At 68.3% G+C, this 25,336-nt stretch carries 32 protein-coding genes and 4 tRNA genes; 23 read left to right on the top strand and 13 right to left on the bottom strand.

The window, feature by feature from the left end; translation table 11 throughout:
* Position 1 precedes the first annotated feature (1 nt).
* Positions 2–988, bottom strand: a complete 987-nt coding sequence (locus ACPCXD_RS05430) for a hypothetical protein (protein WP_160875267.1) — start codon at positions 986–988, stop codon at positions 2–4.
* A gap of 111 nt (positions 989–1,099) precedes the next feature.
* On the opposite strand from ACPCXD_RS05430, the gene ACPCXD_RS05435 reads away from it, so the two are divergent.
* Positions 1,100–1,489, top strand: coding sequence for a phage holin family protein (locus tag ACPCXD_RS05435; protein ID WP_016694329.1), 390 nt, complete (start codon positions 1,100–1,102; stop codon positions 1,487–1,489).
* A gap of 42 nt (positions 1,490–1,531) precedes the next feature.
* Here ACPCXD_RS05435 and ACPCXD_RS05440 read toward each other — a convergent pair whose 3' ends face one another.
* From ACPCXD_RS05440 to ACPCXD_RS05470, 7 genes are all read right to left on the bottom strand, one after another.
* Positions 1,532–2,401 (bottom strand): 1,4-dihydroxy-2-naphthoate polyprenyltransferase, encoded by an 870-nt coding sequence (locus ACPCXD_RS05440; RefSeq protein ID WP_085469622.1) that lies wholly within the window; start codon positions 2,399–2,401, stop codon positions 1,532–1,534.
* Between the two features lie 48 nt (positions 2,402–2,449).
* Positions 2,450–3,595 carry an o-succinylbenzoate--CoA ligase gene (gene menE, locus ACPCXD_RS05445; RefSeq protein WP_145693276.1) on the bottom strand — a complete coding sequence of 382 codons (1,146 nt, stop codon included), beginning with the start codon at positions 3,593–3,595 and terminating at the stop codon, positions 2,450–2,452.
* Positions 3,592–3,891, bottom strand: a complete 300-nt coding sequence (locus ACPCXD_RS05450) for a DUF3349 domain-containing protein (protein ID WP_006552314.1) — start codon at positions 3,889–3,891, stop codon at positions 3,592–3,594. Before ACPCXD_RS05450 ends, menE begins: the two co-directional genes overlap by 4 nt.
* A gap of 12 nt (positions 3,892–3,903) precedes the next feature.
* Entirely contained in the window at positions 3,904–4,164 is a 261-nt protein-coding gene (locus ACPCXD_RS05455; protein WP_016694326.1) for a hypothetical protein, read from the bottom strand.
* Positions 4,161–5,342: an inorganic phosphate transporter gene (locus tag ACPCXD_RS05460; protein WP_229565343.1), complete on the bottom strand. Its 1,182-nt coding sequence runs from the start codon at positions 5,340–5,342 to the stop codon at positions 4,161–4,163. The genes ACPCXD_RS05455 and ACPCXD_RS05460 overlap by 4 nt, the downstream gene beginning before the upstream one ends.
* Positions 5,343–5,535: 193 nt before the next feature.
* Positions 5,536–5,919, bottom strand: coding sequence for a VOC family protein (locus ACPCXD_RS05465; protein ID WP_145693277.1), 384 nt, complete (start codon positions 5,917–5,919; stop codon positions 5,536–5,538).
* Positions 5,920–5,921: 2 nt separating this feature from the next.
* A complete protein-coding gene (locus tag ACPCXD_RS05470; protein ID WP_186455303.1) occupies positions 5,922–6,368 on the bottom strand; it encodes a hypothetical protein in 447 nt (148 codons plus the stop codon).
* Between the two features lie 185 nt (positions 6,369–6,553).
* Between ACPCXD_RS05470 and ACPCXD_RS05475 the strand changes: the two genes are divergently transcribed.
* On the top strand, positions 6,554–6,850 hold the full coding sequence (locus ACPCXD_RS05475) for a DUF4193 domain-containing protein (protein ID WP_016694322.1): 297 nt from the start codon (positions 6,554–6,556) through the stop codon (positions 6,848–6,850).
* Between the two features lie 87 nt (positions 6,851–6,937).
* On the opposite strand, the gene ACPCXD_RS05480 is transcribed toward ACPCXD_RS05475, so the two are convergent.
* Positions 6,938–7,831: a 1,4-dihydroxy-2-naphthoyl-CoA synthase gene (locus ACPCXD_RS05480; protein WP_016694321.1), complete on the bottom strand. Its 894-nt coding sequence runs from the start codon at positions 7,829–7,831 to the stop codon at positions 6,938–6,940.
* A gap of 64 nt (positions 7,832–7,895) precedes the next feature.
* Between ACPCXD_RS05480 and ACPCXD_RS05485 the strand changes: the two genes are divergently transcribed.
* The 3 genes from ACPCXD_RS05485 to ACPCXD_RS05495 all read left to right on the top strand — a co-directional run bounded on the left by ACPCXD_RS05485 (position 7,896) and on the right by ACPCXD_RS05495 (position 10,059).
* A complete protein-coding gene (locus ACPCXD_RS05485) occupies positions 7,896–8,528 on the top strand; it encodes a PaaI family thioesterase (RefSeq protein WP_160875265.1) in 633 nt (210 codons plus the stop codon).
* Positions 8,525–9,520: an o-succinylbenzoate synthase gene (locus ACPCXD_RS05490; protein ID WP_019291219.1), complete on the top strand. Its 996-nt coding sequence runs from the start codon at positions 8,525–8,527 to the stop codon at positions 9,518–9,520. Before ACPCXD_RS05485 ends, ACPCXD_RS05490 begins: the two co-directional genes overlap by 4 nt.
* 98 nt (positions 9,521–9,618) lie before the next feature.
* Positions 9,619–10,059 (top strand): DUF6918 family protein, encoded by a 441-nt coding sequence (locus tag ACPCXD_RS05495; RefSeq protein WP_033096107.1) that lies wholly within the window; start codon positions 9,619–9,621, stop codon positions 10,057–10,059.
* 91 nt (positions 10,060–10,150) lie between these two features.
* Here ACPCXD_RS05495 and ACPCXD_RS05500 read toward each other — a convergent pair whose 3' ends face one another.
* Both ACPCXD_RS05500 and ACPCXD_RS05505 read right to left on the bottom strand, forming a co-directional pair.
* Entirely contained in the window at positions 10,151–11,011 is an 861-nt protein-coding gene (locus ACPCXD_RS05500) for a siderophore-interacting protein (RefSeq protein WP_423658726.1), read from the bottom strand.
* Positions 11,012–11,094: 83 nt separating this feature from the next.
* On the bottom strand, positions 11,095–11,700 hold the full coding sequence (locus ACPCXD_RS05505; protein ID WP_019291222.1) for a flavin reductase family protein: 606 nt from the start codon (positions 11,698–11,700) through the stop codon (positions 11,095–11,097).
* 52 nt (positions 11,701–11,752) lie between these two features.
* Between ACPCXD_RS05505 and menD the strand changes: the two genes are divergently transcribed.
* The 3 genes from menD to ACPCXD_RS05520 all read left to right on the top strand — a co-directional run bounded on the left by menD (position 11,753) and on the right by ACPCXD_RS05520 (position 14,605).
* The gene (gene menD, locus ACPCXD_RS05510; protein WP_026061593.1) at positions 11,753–13,372 is read left to right on the top strand and encodes a 2-succinyl-5-enolpyruvyl-6-hydroxy-3-cyclohexene-1-carboxylic-acid synthase; all 1,620 of its coding nucleotides are present in this window, start codon (positions 11,753–11,755) and stop codon (positions 13,370–13,372) included.
* Positions 13,369–13,821, top strand: coding sequence for a DUF3592 domain-containing protein (locus ACPCXD_RS05515; RefSeq protein ID WP_145693279.1), 453 nt, complete (start codon positions 13,369–13,371; stop codon positions 13,819–13,821). The genes menD and ACPCXD_RS05515 overlap by 4 nt, the downstream gene beginning before the upstream one ends.
* A gap of 82 nt (positions 13,822–13,903) precedes the next feature.
* Entirely contained in the window at positions 13,904–14,605 is a 702-nt protein-coding gene (locus tag ACPCXD_RS05520) for a demethylmenaquinone methyltransferase (protein WP_088897082.1), read from the top strand.
* 89 nt (positions 14,606–14,694) lie between these two features.
* Here ACPCXD_RS05520 and ACPCXD_RS05525 read toward each other — a convergent pair whose 3' ends face one another.
* A complete protein-coding gene (locus tag ACPCXD_RS05525) occupies positions 14,695–15,966 on the bottom strand; it encodes a geranylgeranyl reductase family protein (protein ID WP_145693280.1) in 1,272 nt (423 codons plus the stop codon).
* Positions 15,967–16,078: 112 nt separating this feature from the next.
* Here ACPCXD_RS05525 and ACPCXD_RS05530 point away from each other — a divergent pair, with 112 nt between their 5' ends.
* Together ACPCXD_RS05530 and htpX are read left to right on the top strand one after the other, a co-directional pair.
* A complete protein-coding gene (locus ACPCXD_RS05530; protein ID WP_088897084.1) occupies positions 16,079–17,125 on the top strand; it encodes a polyprenyl synthetase family protein in 1,047 nt (348 codons plus the stop codon).
* 102 nt (positions 17,126–17,227) lie between these two features.
* Positions 17,228–18,088 carry a zinc metalloprotease HtpX gene (htpX, locus tag ACPCXD_RS05535; protein WP_088897125.1) on the top strand — a complete coding sequence of 287 codons (861 nt, stop codon included), beginning with the start codon at positions 17,228–17,230 and terminating at the stop codon, positions 18,086–18,088.
* 130 nt (positions 18,089–18,218) lie between these two features.
* Here the strand turns inward: htpX and ACPCXD_RS05540 are convergent, their stop codons facing one another.
* Positions 18,219–18,710 (bottom strand): YajQ family cyclic di-GMP-binding protein, encoded by a 492-nt coding sequence (locus ACPCXD_RS05540; RefSeq protein WP_016694310.1) that lies wholly within the window; start codon positions 18,708–18,710, stop codon positions 18,219–18,221.
* 149 nt (positions 18,711–18,859) lie between these two features.
* Between ACPCXD_RS05540 and ACPCXD_RS05545 the strand changes: the two genes are divergently transcribed.
* From ACPCXD_RS05545 to rplL, 13 genes are all read left to right on the top strand, one after another.
* Positions 18,860–18,942, top strand: a tRNA-Tyr gene (locus ACPCXD_RS05545).
* Between the two features lie 362 nt (positions 18,943–19,304).
* Positions 19,305–19,377: transfer RNA gene (locus ACPCXD_RS05550), tRNA-Thr, on the top strand.
* A 43-nt stretch (positions 19,378–19,420) separates the two neighbouring features.
* Positions 19,421–19,496, top strand: a tRNA-Met gene (locus ACPCXD_RS05555).
* A gap of 59 nt (positions 19,497–19,555) precedes the next feature.
* On the top strand, positions 19,556–19,723 hold the full coding sequence (gene rpmG / locus ACPCXD_RS05560) for a 50S ribosomal protein L33 (protein WP_003941903.1): 168 nt from the start codon (positions 19,556–19,558) through the stop codon (positions 19,721–19,723).
* A gap of 84 nt (positions 19,724–19,807) precedes the next feature.
* On the top strand, positions 19,808–20,383 hold the full coding sequence (gene hadA / locus ACPCXD_RS05565; protein WP_016694308.1) for a (3R)-hydroxyacyl-ACP dehydratase subunit HadA: 576 nt from the start codon (positions 19,808–19,810) through the stop codon (positions 20,381–20,383).
* Positions 20,370–20,795 (top strand): (3R)-hydroxyacyl-ACP dehydratase subunit HadB, encoded by a 426-nt coding sequence (hadB, locus tag ACPCXD_RS05570; protein WP_019291230.1) that lies wholly within the window; start codon positions 20,370–20,372, stop codon positions 20,793–20,795. The genes hadA and hadB overlap by 14 nt, the downstream gene beginning before the upstream one ends.
* A 179-nt stretch (positions 20,796–20,974) precedes the next feature.
* A tRNA-Trp gene (locus tag ACPCXD_RS05575) sits at positions 20,975–21,047 on the top strand.
* A gap of 32 nt (positions 21,048–21,079) precedes the next feature.
* A complete protein-coding gene (secE, locus tag ACPCXD_RS05580) occupies positions 21,080–21,505 on the top strand; it encodes a preprotein translocase subunit SecE (RefSeq protein WP_423658733.1) in 426 nt (141 codons plus the stop codon).
* A gap of 50 nt (positions 21,506–21,555) precedes the next feature.
* Positions 21,556–22,392 carry a transcription termination/antitermination protein NusG gene (gene nusG, locus ACPCXD_RS05585; protein ID WP_016694306.1) on the top strand — a complete coding sequence of 279 codons (837 nt, stop codon included), beginning with the start codon at positions 21,556–21,558 and terminating at the stop codon, positions 22,390–22,392.
* Positions 22,393–22,487: 95 nt separating this feature from the next.
* A complete protein-coding gene (rplK, locus tag ACPCXD_RS05590) occupies positions 22,488–22,922 on the top strand; it encodes a 50S ribosomal protein L11 (RefSeq protein WP_006552290.1) in 435 nt (144 codons plus the stop codon).
* Between the two features lie 114 nt (positions 22,923–23,036).
* Entirely contained in the window at positions 23,037–23,750 is a 714-nt protein-coding gene (gene rplA / locus ACPCXD_RS05595; RefSeq protein WP_016694305.1) for a 50S ribosomal protein L1, read from the top strand.
* Between the two features lie 397 nt (positions 23,751–24,147).
* Complete coding sequence (rplJ, locus tag ACPCXD_RS05600; RefSeq protein WP_006552288.1) at positions 24,148–24,675, top strand: 50S ribosomal protein L10; 528 nt, start codon at positions 24,148–24,150, stop codon at positions 24,673–24,675.
* Positions 24,676–24,798: 123 nt separating this feature from the next.
* Positions 24,799–25,185, top strand: a complete 387-nt coding sequence (rplL, locus tag ACPCXD_RS05605; RefSeq protein WP_003937621.1) for a 50S ribosomal protein L7/L12 — start codon at positions 24,799–24,801, stop codon at positions 25,183–25,185.
* Positions 25,186–25,336: the final 151 nt, after the last annotated feature.

Consider the following 25,336-nt stretch of genomic DNA (forward strand, 5'->3'; position numbering starts at 1 on the left):
GTTACCGGGTCGGCTGGGCGGGAACGACGGCGAGCGGACGCCCGGCGACGAGCGGGACGACCGTCGCCGCGACGAGCAGCAGCGTGCCGACCGCGATCGTCGCGAACGGCCACCACTGACGATCCGACGTCGCCGTGACCTCCGCGGCCTGCGTGTCCGGAGCGGCCGGCGCGGTGCGCGGCAGCGCTTCGGTGGCGGACCGGACGTTGTCGGCGATGCCACCGACGACATCGGCCACCGGCCCGACACCGTCGACGAGCTGTCCGGTGCCGTCCGTCAGGGCCCGGCCACCGTCGTCGAGGAGGACGAGGCCGTCGCGGAGCTGCCGCGAGCCGTCGGCGGCCTGCGCCATGCCCGCGACGAACTGCGCGTTCGGATCGGTGAGTTCGTAGGCGAGCTGCCGTGCGCCGTCGCGCAACTGCCCGAGCTGGTCGAGGGTGTCCGGCCCGAGGCCTTGCGTGTCGAGGGTCTCGACGAGTCCGCGCAGTTGGCCGGCCGCGCCCTGCGAGACCGGATCCGCGGACGCACCGAGCGTGTCGGCGACGGCCGTGAGGCGCGCCGTGACGTCGCCCTGCATCTCCCCGAAACCGGAGAGCCGGTCGACCACCTCGTCGACGCCACCGCTCACCTGGCGGGCGCCGTCGCCGAGCATGTCGACACCGCCGTCGAGCTGCCCGAGGCCGTCGGCGAGCTGCTCGCCACCGTCGCGAGCCTGCCGGAGGCCGTCGGAGAGTTGACGGGCACCGTCGTCGAGCTGGGTGCTGCCCTCCGTCAGCTGCCCGACCCCGCCGTCGAGCACCGACAGCGGCAGTCCGGCCCGTTGCAGGTTGCTCCGCGCCTCGTCGACGCCGTCCGCCGAGGGACTCGGCTCTTCCGCGACGGTCGCGACCGCCGTCTCGGGACGGTCGAGCCAGGCGAAGACCGAACCCGTGCCCACGAGGAGCAGTCCGGTCACGGCGAGAAGCAGGGGGAGAAGACGTGAACGCACGCCGGCCGACGCTACCGTCCGTCGCTGAGAGGCCCCTGAGGGGGAGGGGCGACCCCGCATGCGTCCGATTTGCCCGTTACGAGACCGGGTTCCGTGTGCCACAGTGGCACCATGATTTCTCTGATACTGCGGTTGATCATCAACGCGGTCGGTCTGTGGCTCGCGGTCGAGCTGGTCGACGGGATCGACTTCACCGATCCCGCGGGCACCTCCGACACGACCCGCGCGGTCATCACGCTCGTCGTGCTGGCCGCCATCTTCACCGTCGTCAACGCACTCGTGAAGCCGCTGGTGAAGCTGCTGTCGCTGCCGCTGGTGATCCTCACCCTCGGGCTGTTCCTGCTCGTCGTCAACGCGCTGATGCTCATGCTCACCGCGTGGCTGAGCGGCTTCACCGAGTACGGCCTCACGATCGACGGCTTCTGGGCGGCACTGTGGGGCGGCGTGATCATCGCGATCGTCAACTTCGTCCTCGGACTGGTCGTCCCGGACCGCGACTGATCCCGCCCGTCCGCGGCAGATTCCGCCGTGCCCGCGTCCTGGTCAGCCGAAGGCCAGCGCGGGCGCGGTGGCCACCGCCCACACGAGCATCGCCACACCCGAATCGCTCAATGCCGGGATCAGCGCGAGACCGAGGGCACCGGCCCGCACCGGCTTGTGCGCGCGGACCGCGAACGGCGCGGCGAGGAAGCCGGCGAGCGCCCACGGCGTCGCCGCGACCAGCACCAGCGACATCACGAACGGCACCACGACCAGCACCAGGTGGAGCGTGCGGGTCCTCGGATCGCCCAGCTTGACCGCCAGGGTCCGCTTGCCGGTCTCCGCGTCGGTCGCGATGTCGCGGAGATTGTTCGTCACCAGCACGGCCGTCGAGATCGAGCCGACGGCGATCGCGCACGCCAGACCCACCCAGTCGACGCGACCGGCCTGCACGAACTGCGTGCCGAGCACCGCGACGAGCCCGAAGAAGACGAAGACGCCGATCTCCCCGAAGCCGCTGTAGCCGTACGGGTTCTTCCCGCCGGTGTAGTACCAGGCCCCGGCGATGCAGACCGCGCCGACGAGCACGAGCCACCAGGCGGTCGTGACGGCGAGAGCGAGTCCCGCGACGGCCGCGATGCCGAAGCACACGAACGCCGCGCGCTTGACGGCACCGGGGCTCGCCGCGCCCGAGCCCACCAGCCGCATCGGCCCGACCCGCTCGTCGTCGGTGCCGCGGATGCCGTCGGAGTAGTCGTTGGCGAAGTTCACGCCGATGATCAATCCGAGCGCGACGACCAGTGCCAGCAGCGCCTTCCACCACACGGCCTCACCGAGCCACGCCGCAGCGCCCGTGCCTGCCAGGACGGGTGCTATCGCATTGGGGAGGGTGCGCGGACGAGCGCCTTCGAGCCATTGACCAGCCGTTGCCATGGATCGATCTTCGCACCCGGGCCCGCCTGCCGCGTCGTGCGCACCCCGTCAGGAGAAGCGCGAGACGAGGGCTCGGCGATCCACCTTGCCCGGCCCACGCAGCGGCAGTGTGTCGACGACCTGCAGCTCACGCGGCGCAGCAGTGGGATCGAGCGTGGCCTCGACGTGGTCCCGGAGCTCGGCGAGCGTCGGCGTCGTGCCGGGGGTGGGAACGACGACGGCCGCGACGCGCTGCCCGAGCCGGGGGTCGGGCAGACCCACCACCGCGACCTCCCGGACGGCCGGGTGCTCGACGAGCACGGCCTCGACCACCTGGGGGACCACGGTGAGCCCGCCGGTGGAGATGGCCTCGTCGAGCCGTCCCAGGATGCGCAGGACCCCGTCGTCGAGCGTGCCTGCGTCGTCGGTGCGGAACCAGCCGGGTTCGGCGAAGGCGGGATGATCGGGCAGGTTCCGGTAGCCCGAGGCGAGCGTGGCGCCGCCGAGCCACACCCGCGAGTCGCCGTCGACGCGCACGTGCACCCCGTCGAGCGGCACGCCGTCGTAGACGCAGCCGCCACAGGTCTCGCTCATGCCGTAGGTGCGGACGACCGTGATACCGGCCGCGCGGGCACGTTCGAGGACCGGCACGGGAGTCGCGGCCCCACCGAGCAGGATCGCGTCGAGGCGGGCGAGCGCCGCGGTGGCGTCGGGATGATCGAGGGCCTTGATCAGCTGGGTGGGAACCATCGAGCTGTACCGGCGAGGACCCGGCATGGCGTCCACCGCCGCCGGCAGATCCGCGGGATCGAAACCGGCGGACACGTTGACGACGACGGGTTCGGTTCCGGAGAGCAGGCCGCGCAGCAGCACCTGCATGCCGGCGATGTGATGGGCGGGCAGGACCAGGAGCCACGAGCCCGTCCCACCCAGCCGGGCGTGGGTGGCGTCGCCGCTCGCGCGCAGCGCCTGCGCGGAGAGCAGGGCGCCCTTCGGGGTCCCGGTCGTGCCGGAGGTCGCGACCACCAGTCCCACCCCGTCGGCGACGGGTTCACCGGGGCTCAGCGCATCGGTGAGGCGGAGTGTCTCCCGCTCGTCCCCGGCAGGGACGGGGAGCAGCGCCGGTCCGTCACCGTCGAGCATGCGCTGCAGGGCGGGCAGCACGGATCGGACGGCGGACCCGGCCGGGACGGGCAGGAGCTCGAGTGTGGTCACAGATCGTATTGTGTCGTGTCCCATCCGCCCGCTTCGAGTTGGCGGCGGACCCGGTCCACGTCGTCGGGCGACGGCATGTTGTTGGTGATCTTGCTGATCAGGACCGCGATGTCGATGCGGTTGATCGAGAGGTCACCGTCCTCGACCAAGGTGTCGGCGACCTGGGCGACCTCCTCGTCGGACAGGCGCCGCGCGAGCAGTGCGAACAGGGGTACGTAGTCCTGTTCCGGCACCCCTTCGGGGTAACCGGCGCGGAGCCACTCGACGATGGAAGCGAGAAACGGCGGGAGGGCCACCCGTCACTCCGATCAGAAGATGTCGATGCCGAATGTTCCGGCGAGGAAATCGGACGCCAGCAGGAGGATGCCCGCCAGGATCGCGCAGGCCACCACGGCGAAGCACAGCACCGCGGCGGTCCGGGCCGCCGGATTCGGTGTGCCGTCGCTGCCGCGACCGGTGTCGAGCGCGCGGACCCCCAGCGCGAACAGGGAGGGCAGGCCGGCGCCGAGCAGCAGGCCCACGAGAACGACCTGCCACAGGGAGTCGAGGGTGTGCGTCAGCAGGTTCACGAGCGTCCTTCCCCGGTGACCGTTTCGGAGGCACCCGGCGCCGGGGCGAGCTTGTCGTCCCAGTCGGCGGTGACGTTGGAGGCGTCGACGGGCTGTCGGCGCGAGCGCAGCCACATGAACACGGCCAGGGCGCACAGGATCGCGAACACGACGAGCACGCCGGGCATGCCGCCGATGAGGTGGGCGAGCCCCCAGCAGGTCGCTCCGACGACCGCGGCGCACGGCAGGGTGATGACCCACGCGACGACCATCCGTCGCGCCACCGACCAGCGCACCTCCGCGCCCTTGGTGCCCAGACCCGTGCCGAGGATCGAGCCCGTGGCGACGTGCGTGGTCGACAGCGGCAGACCGAAATGGCTCGAGGTGAGGATGATGGCGGCCGACGACGACTCGGCGGCCAGGCCCTGCGGCGGGGCGATCTCGACGAGACCCTTGCCCAGCGTGCGGATGATGCGCCAGCCGCCGAGATAGGTGCCGAGTGCGATCGCGACGGCACAGGCGACCTTCACCCAGAACGGCATGTCCGTGTCGGCGGTGATGGTGCCGTGGGCGACGAGGGCCAGGAAGATCACGCCCATCGTCTTCTGCGCGTCGTTGGTGCCGTGCGCGAGGGACATCAGGGACGCCGTGCCGATCTGTCCCAGCCGGAAGCCGCGGTCGCGGTGTTCGTTGGAGACGGAGCGGGTCAGGCGGTGCATCGACCAGATGCCCACCGTGGACACCAGCGCCGCGATGACGGGCGCGAGCACGGCGGGGATCAGGACCTTGCCGAGCACTCCGTCCCACACCACGCCCTGGACACCGATCGACGCCAGTGCAGCGCCGACGAGACCGCCGAACAGGGCGTGCGACGAGCTGGACGGAAGGCCGAACAGCCAGGTCGAGATGTTCCAGAGGATCGCTCCGACCAGACCGGCGAAGACGATGAGCAACAGATCGGTACCGCCGACGGTGTCGAGGTCGACGACACCCTTCGCGACGGTCGCGGCGACTTCCACGGACAGGAAGGCGCCGACGAGGTTGAGGGTCGCGGACAAAGTGACCGCGGTTTTGGGTTTGAGGGCGCCGGTGGCGATGGATGTCGCCATGGCATTGCCGGTGTCGTGGAAGCCGTTGGTGAAATCGAATGCGAGGGCAGTGACGACCACCACCAGGAGCACGACGAACTCTGCGGTCACGTCTGTCGATTGTGGGGTAGCGGGCACGTGAATGTACAGCGACGGGGGTGTGAATTCTGCGTCTCGCCGTCACGCCCGACCGGTTCTTTCGGACTCCGACCATGAGCGGAGTGCAGAGCAGACCGCGCGGCTTGTGTGCAAGATCACCGGCGCCGCGCGACTGCCTGCGGTCGTGCCCGGGTACCTCCGTTCGTCAGCGGAGGTCGCGGCGCAACGGATGGTCCTCGGGGATCTGCACCAGGACGATCGGAATCCCGTCGGGATCGGCGATCCACAGCTCGTGCAGTCCCCACGGCTCCTGCTTCGCACCCCGGACGATGCGTACACCCTTCAGTGCCAGCTCGGCCTCGGCGTCGTAGACGTCGCGCACCTGGAGCCACAGGGCGCCGTGGAACACCTCGTCGCTGTCGTCGGACCGGCCGTGGGCGGCGATCTCGATGAGCGACTGCCCCGCGAAGAAGACGGTTCCGCCGGGATACTCGCGGGCGACCGCCAGTCCCAGCGTCGAGCCGTAGAACTCGAGGGCGGCCTCCTGATCACGCGGGCGGAGGATGGTGCGGCTGCTGAGGATCTCCACCGTCACTGCTCCTCGGCCGGGCGGGCCTCGTGATGGCGGCGGCCGTGTGTGCGCCGCGATTCCTTCATCTCTGCTTCGAACAGATGGCGCCGGCCCTGCACGAGTTCGTCGCGCACCTGCTTCTCGAAGGTGCGGAAGTCCGACCAGTAGCCGTCGTCGAACTCCTCGACGAGCTGGAAGGTCCAGCGACCCTCGGCGATGTTGCGTCCGATGATCTCGGTGTCGAGACGCTCGGCGATCTCGTCGTGCCCGGCCTCGCGGAACAACTCCTCGGCGTCGCCGGTGAGCAGATCGGCGCGGCCCATCAGCTGGTGGAAGGCATAGAGATGGCCCCGCGCCTGCTCGACGGTCTCGAGGGCCTCGGACAGTTTGCCGGTCGCTTTCACAGTGGCGTCGGAGACGCCTTCCGGGCGGGTGTGGGCGGTTCGCGGACTCTGGCGATCGGTCATGTCCCACAGTGTGCCCGAGAGCACACAGTTCGAACGTAACTGGACATATGTGTTTGACGAAGCTTCGGGTGGGACATTACTGACGGCAACGGTGCCCATGACAGCGCCGGCCTGCCACAGCGGGTCCGACGCAGCCGTAATCCGCGGCTGCGCGGCACCGCCGACAACGAGTGAGGAGACCTGCCATGGCGACCGACTACGACGCTCCCCGCACCACCGACATCCTGGGCGGCGGTGGCACTGCCCTGGACGAGCTGGACATCAAGCCCACCGCGGCCGCCGACACCGACGAGGGTGAGATCCTCGAGACCCTCGACCTGCCCGGCGCCGACCTCTCGGCACTGTCGGCGGAGGAGCTCTCGGTCCAGGTCCTGCCGAAGCAGTCGGACGAGTTCACCTGCATGGGCTGCTTCCTCGTCCAGCACCACAGCCGCCGCGCGACGGGCGACGGCGAGCAGGCCTTCTGCCGCGACTGCGTCTGACCTTCCGTCCGACGACCCCTCCTTGCGTGGCGAACCGGGCCTTGCACCTGCTGTAGCAGGGGCGAAGCCCGGTTCGTCGCGTCAGGATCAGTAGTAGTGGGGGTACGGCGACCAGTCGGGATCGCGCTTCTCCAGGAAGGCGTCGCGACCCTCGATCGCTTCGTCGGTCATGTAGGCCAGGCGCGTGGCCTCGCCCGCGAACAACTGCTGGCCGACGAGTCCGTCGTCCTGCAGATTGAAGGCGTACTTGAGCATGCGCTGCGCCTGCGGCGACTTGCCGTTGATCTTCTGCGCCCACTCCAGCGCGACGTTCTCGAGCTCGTCGTGGTCGACGACCTTGTTGACCGCACCCATGTGGTGCATCTCCTCGGCCGTGTAGGTGTCGCCGAGGAAGAAGATCTCCCGCGCGAACTTCTGGCCGACCATCTTGGCGAGGTAGGCGCTGCCGTAGCCACCGTCGAAGCTGCCCACGTCGGCGTCGGTCTGCTTGAAGCGAGCGTGCTCGCGGGAGGCGAGCGTCAGGTCGCACGTGACGTGCAGGCTGTGCCCGCCGCCGGCGGCCCAGCCGTTGACCAGAGCGATGACGACCTTCGGCATGAACCGGATCAGCCGCTGGACCTCGAGGATGTGCAGGCGGCCGGCGCGGGCCTTGTCGACGGTGTCGGCCGTCTCGCCGCTCGCGTACTGGTAGCCGCTGCGGCCCCGGATCCGCTGGTCGCCGCCGGAGCAGAACGCCCATCCGCCGTCCTTCGGGCTCGGGCCGTTGCCCGTGAGCAGCACGACGCCGACGTCGGAGGTGGTCCGCGCGTGGTCGAGCACGCGGTAGAGCTCGTCGACGGTGTGCGGGCGGAAGGCGTTGCGCACCTCGGGACGATCGAACGCGACGCGGACCGTGCCCTGCGTGACGTGTCGGTGATAGGTGATGTCGGTGAGGTTCTCGAACCCGGGTACCGGGCGCCACAATTCTGGATCGAAGGTCACCTCGTCACCATAAAGGGCCGGGCATCGCGACGATGTGTGCTGCCGCCCGATAACGTGCACAACCATGAGCGAGCAGACCGATCCCCGCGACGACTACGAACACCACGGTGGATTTCCGGTCTACGAACCGGTGAAGGCGGGGCCGAACTACGGTCGCTTCGTCGAGACCTTCCGGCGTCTGCAGGATCTGATGGTCGCCACGAACCCGCCGGACGAGGTCGTCGACCGCGCGATCGAGCAGACCGAGGCCCTGGTCGATCTGCTCGCCGAGCACGCCGTGCCCGAGGGCCGCTCGCCCGCCGGCTTCAACGTGGACCTGCCCGGACGCGGCAGTGCGCTGCTGCTGCCGTGGACGATCGAGAAGTACGGACCGGACGGTGTCCGTGAACGCGGCGTCTTCCGCCGCTACCACCTCGGAGGCAACGGGGCCGCGCACGGCGGCACGTTGCCGCTGCTGTTCGACGACCTGTTCGGCATGGTCATCCACGCCAACGGCCGGCCGATCGCCCGCACTGCCTATCTCCACGTCAACTACCGCAGGATCACCCCGATCGAGACCGAACTCGTCGTCGACGGCTGGGTCGACCGCGTGGACGGTCGCAAGGCCTTCTGCAAGGCCGAACTGCGCGATGTCGACGGCAACCTCCTCGCCGACTGCGAGGCGCTGATGGTCCAGTTGCTGCCGGGCCAGCCGTGACCTCCCTACCCCTCCCGTCCGCGGACGAGCTGCTCGACGGGGCGGTCGTCGTCTCGATGCCCATGCGCGTCCGGTTCCGCGGCATCACCGAACGCGAGGTGCTGCTGCTGCGCGGACCCGCCGGGTGGGGCGAGTTCGGGCCGTTCCCCGAATACGGTGACGACGAGGCGGCGCACTGGTTGCAGTCGGCGATCGAATCCGCCTGGCAGGGCCATCCGGCTCCGCGCCGCTCCCGGATCGCTGTCAACGCGACCGTGCCCGCCATCGGCCCGGAGCGCGTCCCCGAGGTGCTCGCCCGGTTCCCCGGCGCGCGCACCGCGAAGGTGAAGGTCGCCGAGCCGGGCCAGGATCTCGCGCAGGATGTCGCTCGTGTCCGGGCCGTGCGCGAGCACGTGCCCAACGTCCGGATCGACGCGAACGGCGGCTGGAGCGTGGACGAGGCCGTCCGTGCGCTCACGGCACTCACCGCCGACGGTCCGCTCGAATACGCCGAGCAGCCGTGCGCGACCGTCCCCGAACTCGTCGAGGTGCGCCGGCGACTGCCCGGGGTGCGCATCGCGGCGGACGAGAGCATCCGCCGCGCCGAGGATCCCCTGCGGGTCGTGCGGGCCGGGGGAGCGGATGTCGCCATCGTGAAGGTCGCGCCGCTCGGCGGGGTCCGACGCCTCGTCGCGCTCGCCGACGAACTCGCCGGACACGGCGTCGAGGTGGTCGTCTCGAGCGCTCTCGACTCGGCGGTGGGAATCGCCACCGGTCTCGCGGCGGCCGCTGCCCTGCCCGACCTCCCGTACGCCTGCGGGCTGGGCACGGGTGGCTTCTTCGAAGCCGACGTCGCGCCGGCTCTGCACATGTCCGACGGAGCGCTCGACGTCGTCGCGGTCGAGCCCGAACCCGAGCGGCTCGATGCGCTGCGGGCCGATCCCGATCGAGTCGAGTGGTGGTGCGAACGGGTGCGTCGGTGCCGTACGGTGCTCGCCGGACGCGGACTGTGACGACCTCGCCGGACGCGGACTGTGACGGCACGGAATCGTCGTATATCGTTCCCCGCGTCCCAACGGTCACAAGTGTCACATCTACGGAGGCAGTGAAAGTGGTTGCAGCTCTGGGCGATGCCCTCCTCGGCGCCGACAAGTTCCCGGCGGTCAAGGCAGACGTCGAAGCCCTGATCGATGCTGAGGTGTCGGACAAGAAGGGTGCGTCCGGTCTCGCCCTCAAGGGTGGCTACGCAGCAGTGAAGAAGGTCGGCCCGGGCATCGTGCCGGGTGCCGTCGAAGGTCTGCTGCCCGAATTCGTCGAGAAGCTCCAGCCGTTCTGGGTGGAGTACGCAGGCAACGGTTCGTTCTCGGACTTCCTGGTCGCCCGCGGCGAGGTCGTCGCCGACGCTCTTCTCGGGGTGACCGACGAGCGCATCGCCGGCACGTCGAAGTCCGGCGTCAAGAAGGTCTACGACTCGCTGCGCCCCTCGGCCAAGAAGCACGTCGTCGAGGCCCTGCCGCGCCTGGGTGATCTCATCCAGAAGCACGCCGGCTGAGCCGACACCAGCGACATCCGGACGTCGCGGTCCCGAACCGGTTCGCCGGTCGGTACCGCGACGTTCGTCGTTCCGGGGAAGATTCGGACCGTCAGTAGACGGGCTCGCCGTACTTCCAATATCCGATGAAGGTCACCGCCGACCGGTCCCAGCCGCACTCGCGCACGAGATGACGGCGCACGCCGGTCGCGAGCGACGACTCGCCCGCGACGAATGCGTGGGCGGAATCCGACGACGGGGTCGACTTCCGCACCGCGTCGGCGACGAGACTGCCCGGTACCGCCTCGGCATCGGTCCTGATCACCGGATGAACCCGCACGTTCTCTCCCGTCGGCAGGTCCTGGGCGGTGAGGTCGTCGGGGTGCGGAACCTCGACGAAGACCTCGACGGACGCGAGCGGATCGAGGGCGAGGATCGAGTCGAGGATGCCGGCCACGGCGGGCACGGCGCTCTCGTCACCGACGAGCAGCCACGACCGCGCCTCGTCGAGAGGGAGGTTGCTGATGCCCTCGTCGAGGATGCCGATCTCGTCGCCGGGCTGTGCCCGCTCCGCCCATGCCGAGGCCGGGCCCAGATCGCCGTGCGACGCGAAATCGATCTCGATCTCGGAAGTCGGGCCGAACAGCCCGGTTCCCGCAGGTCGCACGCGGCGGAACGTGTAGTTCCGCAGCACGGGCCGCCGCTCCTCGGGGAGCTCTTGATATTCGGGCCACCAACGGTCGTCCGTCGCCCCGGGGAGGGTCAGTTCCTGCTGCTCCGGGGTGGGGAAGAACATGCGGAACCAATGGTCGAAGCCCATCGGTGCGATCGAGTCGACGTCGTCGCCGCTCACGGTGATGCGCACGAAGGTCGGGCTGATGCGTTCGGCGGCGAGTACCTGCGCGCGCACCATCCGCCGCGACCCGGGCTTGAGATAGGGGTTGCGCCGTGCGGTTCCGGTGCTCTTCGCCATGCGGCCCTCCGAGGTTGCTCGGATGCCATCACTGACGACGTGCAGCATCCCGACGATCGTTCAGCGGAGCCTAACCTGTGTTCTCACCCGGGAGTGCCGGGCCGCTCCAGTCTCCGCACCGCGGGCGTCAGGCCCCATTCCGTCCGCCCCAACCGGCTCACCGCGCCGAGCGCCGCGAAATCCGGGGCACCGTCCTCCGCCAGCACCTCGGGGTCGACCGTCACCGCGAGGACGTCGCCCATCACGACGAACGAGTCGCCGATCTCGATCACTCGATGCAGCCGGCACTCGATCGAGGCGGGTGCCTCCGCGACCCGCGGGGGCCGCACCCGCTCGCTCGGCTCGGCGTGCAGACCCACCTCCGTGAACTCGTCGATGTCGTGCGGGAACGCCGCCGACGAGGCGTTGACCTTCTCCATCAACGGCACGGTCGCGATGTTGATCACGAACTCGCCCGTCTGCTCGATGTTCCGCAGGCTGTCCTTGCGGCCCACGGACGTGAACTGCACGACCGGCGGGGCCGTACTCGCCACCGTGAAGAAGCTGTACGGAGCGAGATTGAACACACCGTCCTCGGCCTCGGTCGACACCCATGCGATCGGTCTCGGCACGATTGTCGCGGTGAGAAGGCGGTAGAAGCGGCCGGGACTCGACTCGGCGGGATCGAAGACTGTGCGCACGGCCTCCATTCTGACCACACCTGGACCCGGCCACACTTCCGGCGCAATTACCCTGGACTCCGTGAATCCGTCCACTGCCCAGGCCACTGCTGTCGTCGACGAACTCGCCCGGGGCGGTGTTCGGGACGTCGTGCTGTGCCCGGGCTCGCGCAACGCGCCGCTCGCCTTCGCGCTCCAGGCCGCCGACAACGCAGGACGTCTGCGCCTGCACATGCGTATCGACGAGCGCACCGCCGGATTCCTCGCGATCGGCCTGGCCCTCGCCTCGGGTCGTCCCGTCCCGGTTGTCATGACCTCCGGGACCGCCGTGGCCAACCTCGCACCGGCCGTGCTCGAGGCGAACTACGCCCGCGTCCCATTGGTCGTGCTCAGCGCCAATCGCCCCTACGAACTGCTCGGATCCGGCGCGAACCAGACCGTCGAACAGCTCGGAATGTTCGGCACCCAGGTACGCGCGACCATCAGCCTCGGACTCGCCGAAGGCACCGAACAGAACAGCCAGTGGCGTTCGGCGGTCTCCCGAGTGCTCGCCGCCGCCCGCGGAACCCGCTCCGGCAACGCCGGCCCGGTCCACTTCGACATCCCGCTGCGCGAACCGCTCGTGCCCGAGCTCGACGCGAAGGGACCGGTGCCCGAGGGGCGTCCCGACGGCAAGGCCTGGACCACCACGGTGAACGCCACCCTCGACGTCCCGCTCGAGATCGATCTGACCCCCGACACGATCGTCGTCTCCGGTCACGGTTCCGCTCACCGCCCCGAGCTGTCCGGGCTGCCGACCGTCGCCGAACCCACCGCACCGCTGCACGGCATCCCGGTGCATCCGATGGCGCTGCCGCACCTGAAGCCGCGCCAGGCGATCATCACCGGCCGGCCCACGCTGCATCGGCCGGTGTCGAACCTGCTCGCCGACCCCGCCGTCACCGTCTACGCGCTGACCACCGGGCCGCGCTGGCCCGACGTCTCGGGCAACGTCATCGCCACCGGCACCCGCGCCGTGGTGTCGGGAGCACCCGACGAGGCGTGGCTCGAACGATGCCGCCAGCTCTCGGCGCACACCGACAAGGCCGTGCGCGCCCAGCTCGACGGGCATCCGAAGGCCACCGGACTGCACGTCGCCGCGGTGGTGACGGATTCACTGAAGCCCGGCGACCAGCTGCTGCTCGGGGCGTCGAACCCGGTGCGCGACGCGGCGCTCGTGAGCTACCCGAAGCCGGACGTGAAGGTGCTGTCCAACCGCGGTGTCGCCGGGATCGACGGCACGGTCTCCACCGCCGTCGGTGCCGCACTCGCCTACGAGCAGGGACGGACCGTCGCGCTGCTCGGCGACCTGACCTTCCTGCACGACGCGTCGGGCCTGCTCATCGGACCGTCGGAGCCGCGTCCGCAGAACCTCACCATCGTCGTCGCGAACGACGACGGCGGCGGAATCTTCGAATTGCTCGAACAGGGCGACCCGCAGTACGCAGGTGTCTTCGAGCGTGTATTCGGCACGCCGCACGGCATGGACCTCGCGGCACTGTGCGCGGCCTACCGCGTCCCGCACGAGCGGGTGGATCTGCAGGGCCTCGCGCTGGCGCTCGCGGACGACACGGTGCCGCCCGCAGGCATCCGTGTGGTCGAGGTCACCACGGATCGGGCCGGCTTGCGCGAACTGCACGCGGCGGTGCGGGCGCAGCTGTGAGCGGACCCGAGCGCGCGCGGCGCGCGGTTCTCATCGTCGCGGCGGCGATCTCCGCCCTCGCGGTGATCCTGTTCCTCGGCGCTCTCCGCAACGACCTCACCATCCGCTCCGACACGGGTACGGCCGTCGCCGAGGTGCTCTCGGCCGGATCCCTCCGGTCCGCGGTGAGTTTCGTCACCCCCGACGGCGTGACACACAATCCCGAGCTGGGTGTTCTGTATCCGACGGGGCTGACCACCGGGCAGCGGATCGCCGTCGAATACGCCCGGAGTGATCCCGATCTCGTTCGCGTGACCGGTCGGGACGCTCGCGTCGCACTGATCCCCACCGGATCAGTGATTGTCGTCACATGGCTGATCGCCATGCCCGTGTCGATCTGGCTCAGGCGGAAGAGGAACGCGGCTGCCGCAGCCCCCTCCGACGAGAAGGGTCGGGAACTTCGGGTGTGACGAACGCAACGTCCGTCTCGACGTCGCTCCCGGGACGGCACGACGGCCGGGACGGCGCAGGGGAGCGGGTAACGTTTCGGCCGTGGCAACAACTCACGGATCACGCGCGTCGCTCGACAAGGACCCGCGTGAGGTCGCGTCCATGTTCGACGGGGTCGCTGCACGCTACGACCTGACCAACACCGTCCTGTCGTTCGGGCAGGACCGCGGGTGGCGTCGCGCGACCCGTGCCGCCCTCGACCTGAAGCCCGGCGAGCGCGTGCTCGACCTGGCCGCCGGCACCGGGGTCTCCACCGTCGAACTCGGACGGTCCGGCGCATGGGTCGTCGCCACCGACTTCTCCACGGGCATGCTGCACGCCGGTGAGTTCCGCAACGTCCCGATGGTCGCGGGCGACGCGATGCGACTGCCGTTCGCCGACGCCGTCTTCGACGCCGCGACCATCTCCTTCGGCCTGCGCAACGTCGCCGACCCGGACGAGGGACTGCGCGAGATCGCCCGCGTGGTCAAGCCGGGTGGACGCCTCGTGGTGTGCGAGTTCTCCACGCCCGTGCGCGAACCGCTGCGCACCGTCTACATGGAGTACCTGATGCGGACGCTGCCGCGGGTCGCGCGGGCGGTCAGCAGCAATCCCGACGCCTACGTCTACCTCGCCGAATCGATCCGGGCCTGGCCCGATCAGGAACAGCTCGCCCGGCGCATCGAGGCCGCGGGCTGGAGCGACGTGAAGTGGCGCAATCTCACCGGGGGCATCACCGCCCTGCACCGCGCGGTACGCACGTAGCCGCGCGCATCGGTGCAGCGCGGTACGCACGTAGCCGCGCGCATCGGTGCAGCGCGGTACGCAAGTAGCCGCGCGGCACATGTAGCGGCTCAGGCGAAGAGCGGCTGCCGATCCCAGCGCATCGAGAGATGACCGCTCGTCCGCCACACCCGGGCCACGAAGTCGGCGTCCTCGTCGGTGACGAGATTGCCCATCACCCGCACCGCGACCGACATCATCGTCCGCGACCGCATCGCGATCGGACCCGTCGCCGGCAGGAACTTCGGGATCGTGAGCAGGTTCGCGAGGCGACGCGCGGTGGAGAACGCCCGGCCGTAGTGGGAGCGCAGCGTCGCCGGCCACAGTTCGGTGAGGTCGTCGGAGTCGAGCAACCCGGCGACCAGCCGCCCGCCCTCGAGTCCGTAGTCGATGCCCTCGCCGTTGAGCGGATTGACGCACGCTGCGGCGTCGCCGATCAACGCCCAGTTCCTGCCCGCGACCCCCGACACGGCTCCGCCCATGGGCAGCAGCGCCGACGCCACCCGCGTCACCTCACCGAGCTCCCATTCGCTGCGGCGCTGCCGCGCGTACAGGTCGATGAGCGGTCGCAGCGATCCGTTCGCGGGTCGCGAGGCGGTCGCGAGGGTGCCCACCCCCAGGTTCACCTCGCCGGTGCCGAGCGGGAACACCCAGCCGTAACCCGGCTGGACGGCGCCCGCGTCGTCGCGCAGTTCGAGGTGCGAGGTGATCCACGGATCGTCGCTGCGCGGGGAGGTGGCGTAGGCCCGCGCGGCCACGCCGTAGGTGGTGTCGCGGTGCCAGCGACGTCCGAGCACCTTGCCGAGGGGAGAGCGCACCCCGTCGGCGACGATCAACATGCGGCACCGGACGGTCCGCGGTCCGTCGGCGGTGCGGAAGATCACGGCCGAGACCCGGTCGCCGTCGCGTTCGACGTCGACGGCCTTCGTCCCGTCCACGGCGCGGGCACCCGAGTCGAGCGCGACCTGCCGGATCCGGGCGTCGAGTTCGGTGCGCGGCACGGCACTGCCCACGACGGGGAACGACGAGTCGGGCCAGGGGAGTTCGAAGCGGCCACCGAAGCCCTCGAGACGCAGACCGCGGTTGACGGTGCGGGTGCGCAGCCAGTCGCCGAGACCGAGTTCGTCGAGTTCGGCGACGGCGCGCGGGGTCAGTCCGTCACCACAGGTCTTGTCGCGAGGGAAGGTCGCGGCATCGACGAGCAGCACCTCGCGACCGGCGCGGGCAGCCCACGCAGCGGCGGCGGAACCGGCTGGACCGGCACCGACGACGAGAACATCGGTACTGTCGGGAACGCAGGACTGGGATTGCCGCGGATCTCGCGCGGAGTGTTCGGCCACCACCGCTCCATCTTCTCAGGCCGCGATCGGCCGCCTCGACGAGGTGGATCGGGGAACGAACGGCTAGGTTCACTACGGTGAAGTCGAGGCGACAGAACAGGATGGGTACGTCATCGTGAGCACTGAGGGGGCGGCTCGGACCGCCGGTTCGGCCGATGCGGCGCCGAGCACCGTCGTGGCCGGTGTGGAACTCGGCGATCCGGTCCTCGCCGCGACAGTCGGGGACGGCCTCGCGAGCGTCGAGAAGCTCCTGGTCGAGGAATTGTCCGACGGTGAGGACTTCCTGACGGAGGCCGCACTGCACCTGGCGAAGGCGGGTGGCAAGCGGTTCCGGCCGCTGTTCACGATCCTCACCGCGCAGCTCGGGCCGAAGCCCACCGATCCCGCCGTGGTGACGGCGGCGACCGTCGTCGAGCTCGTGCACCTCGCGACGCTCTACCACGACGACGTGATGGACGAGGCGACGATGCGTCGCGGAGCTCCGAGCGCCAACGTGCGCTGGGGCAACAGCGTCGCGATCCTCGCCGGCGACTACCTGTTCGCGCACGCCTCGCGACTGGTGTCGACCCTCGGTCCGTCGGCCGTGCAGATCATCGCGGAGACGTTCGCCGAGCTGGTCACCGGTCAGATGCGCGAGACCATCGGTGTGCGCAGCAACGACGACCCGGTCGAGCACTACCTGCGGGTGATCTGGGAGAAGACCGGTTCGCTGATCGCCGCCAGCGGTCGCTTCGGCGGTACGTTCTCGGGCGCCGATCCGGAACACGTCGAGCGTCTCGAACGACTCGGCGACGCCGTCGGCACCGCCTTCCAGATCGTCGACGACATCATCGACATCGCGTCCGACACCACGGAGTCGGGCAAGACCCCCGGAACCGATCTCCGCGAGGGCGTGTACACCCTGCCGGTGCTCTACGCGCTGCAGGAGACCGGGCCGGAGGCCGATCGCCTGCGCGAACTGCTCGTCGGTCCCATCGAGGACGAAGCGCACGTCGCGGAGGCACTCGAGCTGCTCGTTCGCTCGCCGGGGATGGATGCGGCGAAGGCGACCCTCGCGACCTATGCCGCCCGCGCCCACGCCGAACTCGACGCCCTGCCTCAGGGCCCGGCGAACGAGGCGTTGCGTCGCCTCGTGGACTTCACCGTCGCCCGCGTGGGCTGACGGACCGTCGTGTGGTCCCGCCCCGTTTCGGGGCGGGAACCGCGCCGTGCGCTCGTTCGTTGGACGAACGAGTGGGGAATCGTGGTGCGGAAGGGGTGCGACGTGCACGGATACTCGAACCGTCTCAAGACGGCCGGTCTGCTGATCGGAATGTCCGCGCTGATCGTGTTCGTCGGAGCGTTGTTCCAGAACTCGACGATCCTGCTGATATCGATCGTGCTCGCCGTCGGCATGAACGGCTACGCGTACTTCAACAGCGACAAGCTCGCCCTACGGGCGATGCACGCCCAGCCTGTCACCGAGGTGCAGGCTCCGGCGATGTACCGGATCGTGCGCGAACTCGCGACCGCAGCGCACCAGCCCATGCCGCGGCTCTACATCAGCCCCACCAACGCCCCCAACGCGTTCGCCACGGGACGTAACCCGCGCAACGCCGCCGTGTGCTGCACGACGGGCATCCTGGAGATCCTGAACGAACGGGAACTGCGCGCGGTGCTCGGCCACGAACTCGCCCACGTCTACAACCGCGACATCCTCATCTCGTCGGTCGCCGGCGCGATGGCCGCCGTCATCTCGGGTCTGGCGAACTTCGCGTTCTTCGCGTCGGCATTCGGCAACCGGGAGGGTGGCGCGAATCCGCTGGCGCTGCTGCTGGTTTCCCTGCTCGGCCCCATCGCGGCATCGGTCGTCAAGCTCGCCGTGTCGAGGTCGCGCGAGTACCAGGCCGACCAGTCCGGTGCCGAGCTCACCGGCGACCCGCTGGCCCTGGCGTCGGCGCTGCGCAAGCTCGCTCTCGGCACGCAGGCCGCGCCGCTGCCGCCCGAACCGAAGCTCGCGGCCCAGTCGCACCTGATGATCGCCAACCCGTTCCGGGCGGGCGACAGGATGAGCCGGCTGTTCTCGACGCATCCGCCGATGGCCGACCGCATCGAACGACTCGAGCGCATGGCCGGGATCCGCTAACCGGACGGCACACGACACCCACAGACGACACCGCCCGCGACGGAAGTCGCGGGCGGTGTCGTAGGGGAGGGGTTCGTCAGCAGAGGTCGACGAACCAGCGGTGCTCGACGAACCAGCGGTAGTTGACGAACTAGCGGTAGTTGACGAACTGCAGGGCGATGTCGAGGTCGGCGTTCTTGAGCAGCGAGATGACGGCCTGCAGGTCGTCGCGCTTCTTGCTGGTCACGCGTAGCTCGTCGCCCTGGATCTGCGCCTTGACGCCCTTGGGGCCCTCGTCACGGATGAGCTTGGAGATCTTCTTGGCGTTCTCCTGGCTGATGCCCTGCACCAGGGTTCCGGTGATCTTGTAGACCTTGCCGGACTGCGTCGGCTCGCCGGCGTCGAAGGACTTCAGCGAGAGGTCTCGGCGGATCAGCTTCTCCTTGAAGACCTCCAGCGCGGCGAGTGCGCGGTCCTCGGTCTCGGCCGAGATCGTGATGGCCTCGTCACCCGACCACTCGATGTGCGCCCCGGTGTTCCGGAAATCGAAGCGGTTGGCGATCTCCTTCGCCGCCTGGTTCAGCGCGTTGTCCACTTCCTGGCGGTCGACCTTGCTCACCACATCGAACGACGAATCAGCCACGTCTCACTCCACTTCCGGGTCGGTCTGTAAGGGTTCTGTCCACCCGACGCTATCGGGTCGCGCGGGGCTGTGACCACTCGGTTTGCGTTTCGGGGGGGTATGCGTTGTATTCTTCCAAACGCATCGAGGACGCGGTCCCGATCGCACCCGGCAGGTTGCCCGAGCGGCCAATGGGAGCGGACTGTAAATCCGTCGGCTTACGCCTACGTAGGTTCGAATCCTACACCTGCCACCGGAACGGCCCCGGTTCTTCGGAACCGGGGCCGTTCTGCATTCCGGGGTCTCTGTAGTGCGGATTCTCTGTAGTGCAGGTCCTTGTAGCGCAGGCCCTGGAGTGTGGTCCGGGAGTGTGGGTCCTGCTCTCCCGGGACTCTCCCGAGGTTCTGGCCGGCTCGGCACGCGGTGCCGTTCCGTCCCGCGCCCGGTACCCACCGCCGGCCCACCGCGCGCGTACGTGTGGGCACGGGTGGGTGCGGGTGCGCAGAGCTCGGAGAGCAGCGGCGTTTATGGGCCTCTACCAGCGGATTTTGCACCAGGACCGAGTGTGTGTAATCTTTTGGAGGCCGCAGCGAGCAGAGATGCTCCGGAGGCCACGCCCCCTTAGCTCAGTCGGCAGAGCGTTTCCATGGTAAGGAAAAGGTCGACGGTTCGATTCCGTCAGGGGGCTCGCTGGATTGAGGTGCCGCCTTCGTAGCGACACTCGGCACCGAGGCGGTGTAGCTCAGTTGGTAGAGCAAACGACTCATAATCGTTGCGTCGCCGGTTCAAGTCCGGTCACCGCTACCAAAAGTTCATTGATCCACCCTGATCGATACTGATCGGATTGACGCGAAAGAAGGCATCCCGTGGCCTCCTCTACTGACGTTCGGCCGAAGATCACCTTGGCCTGCGAGGTGTGCAAGCACCGCAACTACATCACCAAGAAGAACCGTCGCAACGACCCCGACCGGCTCGAACTGAAGAAGTTCTGCCCGAACTGCGGTACGCACCAGTCGCACCGCGAGTCCAAGTAGCCGGTCGGAACGACGTCGACGCGTAAGGTCTCCGCAATACCGACCGTGCCAGTTGGCGTCGTCGGAATTGCGGAGGTTTTGCGTATGACGAACGTACTCGAGAACCAGGAATCGGTGGACGCGACCGAACAGGCCGGGATCCCGTTCGATGCCGCCGCGCACGCCAAGTCCATGGTCGGCCACCACTACCGGGTGGACGACTACTACGAGGTGGGTCGCGAGAAGATCCGCGAGTACGCCCGTGCCGTGCGCGATTCGCATCCGGCGCATCACGACGACGACGCAGCCCGCGGGCTGGGGTACGACGGAGTGATCGCGCCGCTGACCTTCGTCTCGATCGTCGGCATGATCGCGCAGCGCAAGCTGTTCGAAGAGGTCGTCACCGGATACGACCTGAGCCAGATCATGCAGACCGACCAGCGGATGGTCTACCACCGCCCGATCCAGGCCGGCGACAGGCTGTTCTGCGACGTCTACCTCGACGATTTCCGTCAGGCTGCCGGCAGCGACATCATCACCACCAAGAACGTGATCACCGATCAGTACGACAATCTCGTGCTCACGTCCTGGACGACGCTCGTCGCCCGTTCCGGTGGCGAGGTCGACGACAACATCGCGCACGCGGTCAAGGATGTGGTGATGCACAGTGACACTCCGTAGTTTCGCGGATGTCGCGGTAGGGGACGAGCTTCCGTCGAAGGTCGTCACACTCACGCGCGGAAATCTGGTCAACTATGCAGGTGTGTCGGGTGATCCCAACCCGATCCACTGGAGCGACAAGGTGGCCGAACTGGCCGGCTTGCGCGACGTCGTCGGGCACGGCATGCTCTCGATGGGCATCGCGGCCGGCTTCGTCACGGAGTGGCTGGGAGACCCCGGCGCGGTGACCGAATACAACGTTCGGTTCACCAGTCCGGTATATGTGGAGGCCGACAAGGCCGCCGAGATCGAGTTCACCGGCAAGATCAAGTCGGTGGACGCGGAGAGCAAGACAGCAGTGGTCGCTATCGTGGCGAAGTCCGACGGTCGCAAGATCTTCGGTCGGGCCACGGCAACGGTCCGTTTGGCCTGACGGCCGAGCGGATTGGGTTTGTCCCGGGGCAATGCAGTACACTTAGGCTTCTGGGATCGCATAGCAGCGCGCTGCTCTACGAAGGCCGTAACGGCCCGACGGGGTAGCGCGCGTGTCATGTGGTCGCAGATGGGTCGGTTCCGGACACTCGCTTCGTACGAGTGTGGATGTCCGACCAGAGGGGCGTAGCTCAATTGGCAGAGCAGCGGTCTCCAAAACCGCAGGTTGCAGGTTCAAGTCCTGTCGCCCCTGCCCCCGGACTGCCAGCGACCGAGAGGAACGATGTGAGCGAGGAGCGCGGTCAGCGCCACAGCGGCACCGCAGGGAACATCCCCGGCGACGCTGGAACGGCTACCGGCGCGACCCCCGACGGTTCCTCCGCGGCTGCTCGGCCGACCGGCAAGCGGGCCACCCGTCGTGGTGCAGCCGGTTCCTCGGCTTCCACGACGAGCGCGGTGTCCATGAAGGCGACGTCGCGTTCGGCCACGGCCGTGAGCGATCGTCCCGCCGCGAAGTCCGAGAACATCTTCAAGCGACTCGTGCGCTTCTTCCGTGAGGTCGTCGCCGAGCTCCGCAAGGTGATCTGGCCCAACCGCAAGCAGTTGACCACCTACACACTCGTGGTCCTTGCGTTCGTGACCGTCATGACGGCGTTCATCTTCGGATTGGATCTGGCGTTCGTACAGGGCGTCAGCTGGTTGTTCGGTTAGCGCCTGTCCGCGCGAGACGAAAAATGTGATCGACGAGAGGAAAGTGCCCGGTGAGCACCCCCGAGAACGACTCGTACGAGGCTTCGGCCGAGGAGCACGTTTCGGACGAGGCCTTGGTTGACGACGTGACGGCCGAGTCGGCGGATGCGGACACCGAGGTCTCCGAGTCCGACGCTGCTGTCGAGTCCGGCACCGATGTCGAGTCCGATGCCGATGTCTCCGACGCAGCGGAGGACGCCGCTGACGCGCCCGCCGAAGAGGACGAGGTCGATCCGGCCGAGGCCCTCGAGAAGCAGCTGCGGCGTGAGCCCGGCGACTGGTACGTCGTGCACTCCTACGCCGGTTACGAGAACAAGGTCAAGACCAACCTCGAGACCCGTGTCCAGAACCTCGACCTCGCCGATTACATCTTCCAGGTCGAGGTGCCGACCGAAGAGGTCACCGAGATCAAGAACGGTCAGCGCAAGCAGGTCAACCGCAAGGTCCTGCCCGGCTACATCCTCGTCCGGATGGAACTCAACGACGAGTCGTGGGGTGCCGTCCGGAACACGCCCGGCGTGACCGGCTTCGTCGGAGCCACGTCGCGTCCGTCGCCGCTGACGATCAAGGAGGTCGTGAAGTTCCTCCTCCCGCAGCAGGCGAAGAAGAAGCCGGCGGCCGGTGCCCCGGCCGCAGGCGAGCAGGCTCCCGCCGCCGCTGCGAAGCCCGCCATCGAGGTGGACTTCGAGGTCGGCGAGTCCGTCACCGTGATGGACGGCCCGTTCGCGACGCTGCCCGCCTCCATCAGCGAGGTCAACGCCGAGCAGCAGAAGCTCAAGGTCCTGGTGTCGATCTTCGGCCGTGAGACTCCCGTGGAGTTGTCGTTCAACCAGGTGTCGAAGATCTGACGGTCCCCGGGACCCGACGGCGCCGGCATCCGGCGCGCACAAGCTTGCAGTAGCAGTACGCAAGAACCACACCGAGCAAGAAACTAGGAATAGAGATGCCCCCCAAGAAGAAGAAGATCGCCGGGCTCATCAAGCTCCAGATCCAGGCCGGCCAGGCCAACCCGGCTCCGCCGGTCGGCCCCGCGTTGGGTCAGCACGGCGTCAACATCATGGAGTTCTGCAAGGCGTACAACGCGGCGACCGAGTCGCAGCGTGGCAACGTCGTGCCGGTCGAGATCACGGTCTACGAGGACCGCTCGTTCGACTTCAAGCTGAAGACCCCGCCGGCCGCGAAGCTCCTGCTCAAGGCTGCAGGCGTGCAGAAGGGCTCCGGCGAGCCGCACAAGACCAAGGTCGCCAAGGTGACCATGGATCAGGTGCGCGAGATCGCCAAGACCAAGCAGGAAGACCTGAACGCCAACGACATCGAGGCTGCCGCGAAGATCATCGCCGGCACCGCTCGGTCGATGGGCATCACGGTCGAGGGCTGAGCCCTCACTGTTCCGGGGACCCGTCCCCGCCTGCAGTAGCACTCGTGGGAGGGCCGGCCAGGCCCGCTACCACGCCCGAACCATTCACCTGCCGGTGAGAAGTTAGGAAAGAACATGGCAAAGCGCAGCAAGGCATACCTCGCCGCGGCCGAGAAGATCGACTCGGACAACCTGTACAGCCCCCTCGCAGCTGCGAAGCTCGCGAAGGAGACCACCTCGAAGAACTACGACGCCACCGTCGAGGTCGCCATGCGACTCGGTGTGGATCCCCGTAAGGCGGACCAGATGGTGCGCGGCACGGTCAACCTGCCGCACGGCACGGGTAAGACCGCTCGCGTCATCGTCTTCGCGGTGGGCGAGAAGGCTGCCGAGGCCGAGGCCGCAGGCGCCGACGTCGTGGGCGCCGAGGATCTGATCGAGCGCATCCAGGGCGGCTGGCTGGACTTCGACGCCGCGATCGCGACCCCCGACCAGATGGCGAAGGTCGGTCGTATCGCCCGCGTCCTCGGTCCCCGTGGTCTGATGCCGAACCCGAAGACGGGTACGGTCACCCCGGACGTCGCGAAGGCCGTCACCGACATCAAGGGTGGCAAGATCAGCTTCCGCGTCGACAAGAACGCCAACCTGCACTTCGTGATCGGCAAGGCCTCGTTCGACGAGACCAAGCTGGTCGAGAACTACGCTGCTGCTCTGGACGAGGTGCTCCGCGCCAAGCCGTCCAGCGCGAAGGGCCGCTACATCAAGAAGGTCACGATCGCTACGACCACCGGCCCGGGCATCCCGGTGGATCCGCAGCGCACCCGCAACCTCCTCGAGATCGCGGAGTAGTTCGCACTGCACGCAGTGGATGTGCATTCGAAGCGGCCGGCACAGCATCGCTGTGCCGGCCGTTTTGCATTTCGCGGATATCGTCCGCTACAGTGGTCGGGTAGTTCGGCGTGCGCCGATCTTCACCCCGATCATGTTCTACCCAAGACCGTTGGTCACCGAATCCGCGTGCGGATCGGTTGAAGGTCCGGAGTTGTCCGGCGGCCCACGCAGGAGGACGAGGTTAGGGGAGATGTGAGCCGTGATGTGCCTTCCGGGTGCATTCGAGTTCCTCCTCCTTTCACGCCCCGTGTGCCCTGCGCCGGGGCGTTCGTCGTTTTCCGGTCCCGGCGGTCGTCCGGTGGGGCGTCCCACTCGGGACACCGGGAAAACGACTGTTACTGAGAGGAGGCGAAGTATGGCAAAGCCCGAGAAGGTTTCCGCAGTTGCGGAGATCACCGAGCAGTTCAAGACCTCCACCGCTGCCGTGATCACGGAATACCGTGGTCTGTCGGTGGGAAGTCTGACCGAGCTGCGTCGCGCTCTCGGAGAGGGTGCCACCTACTCCGTCGCCAAGAACACCCTGGTCAAGCGTGCCGCCGCTGAGGCGGGCGTCGAGGGTCTCGACGACCTGTTCGTCGGTCCGACCGCCATCGCGTTCGTCAAGGGCGAAGCGGTGGACGCTGCGAAGGCTCTGAAGAACTTCGCGAAGGACAACAAGGCTCTCGTCATCAAGGGCGGCTACATGGACGGCGCTGCGCTGTCCGTGGAGCAGGTCAACCAGATCGCGGACCTCGAGTCCCGCGAGGTGCTGTTGGCCAAGCTCGCCGGCGCGATGAAGGGCAACTTGGCAAAGGCCGCAGGCCTGTTCAACGCCCCCGCTTCTCAGGTGGCCCGCCTCGCGGCCGCTCTGCAGGAGAAGAAGGCGGGCGAAGAAGCCGCCTGACGCTGATCCGCATCACTGCGAATCCGCATCACCGCGAAAGATACATCCGCGCGTGCTCCGGCACGCACCATCCCATCCGGTCGCGGATCAGCGACATGGGACTTATCAGGAAGGACCGCCACCATGGCGAAGCTCACCACCGAAGAGCTGCTCGACGCGTTCAAGGAACTGACCCTGCTCGAGCTCTCGGAGTTCGTTAAGGCATTCGAGGAGACCTTCGAGGTCACCGCTGCTGCTCCGGTTGCCGTCGCTGCCGCCGGTGCTCCGGCCGCTGCTGCCGAGGCCGAGTCCGAGCAGGACGAGTTCGACGTCATCCTCGAGGGTGCCGGCGACAAGAAGATCCAGGTCATCAAGGTCGTTCGCGAGATCGTCTCCGGCCTGGGCCTGAAGGAAGCCAAGGACCTCGTCGAGGGTGCTCCGAAGCCGATCCTCGAGAAGGTCGCCAAGGACGCTGCCGACGCTGCCAAGGCCAAGCTCGAAGAGGCCGGCGCCAAGGTCACCGTCAAGTAAGACGGTTTCCGAACTTCCCCGTCGAGCGTTCGTCGCTCTCCGGGACGGTTCCGCACAGGGCCGTTTCCGCGAATTCACTTTCGCGGGAACGGCCCTTTCGCATTCTCGGACAAGAATGCCGAGCGATATGTCCGATATCGGCAGAATTCGA

The organism is Rhodococcus sp. AB351 (genome assembly GCF_049538275.1).
In the GTDB taxonomy this organism is placed as follows: Bacteria; Actinomycetota; Actinomycetes; order Mycobacteriales; family Mycobacteriaceae; genus Rhodococcus.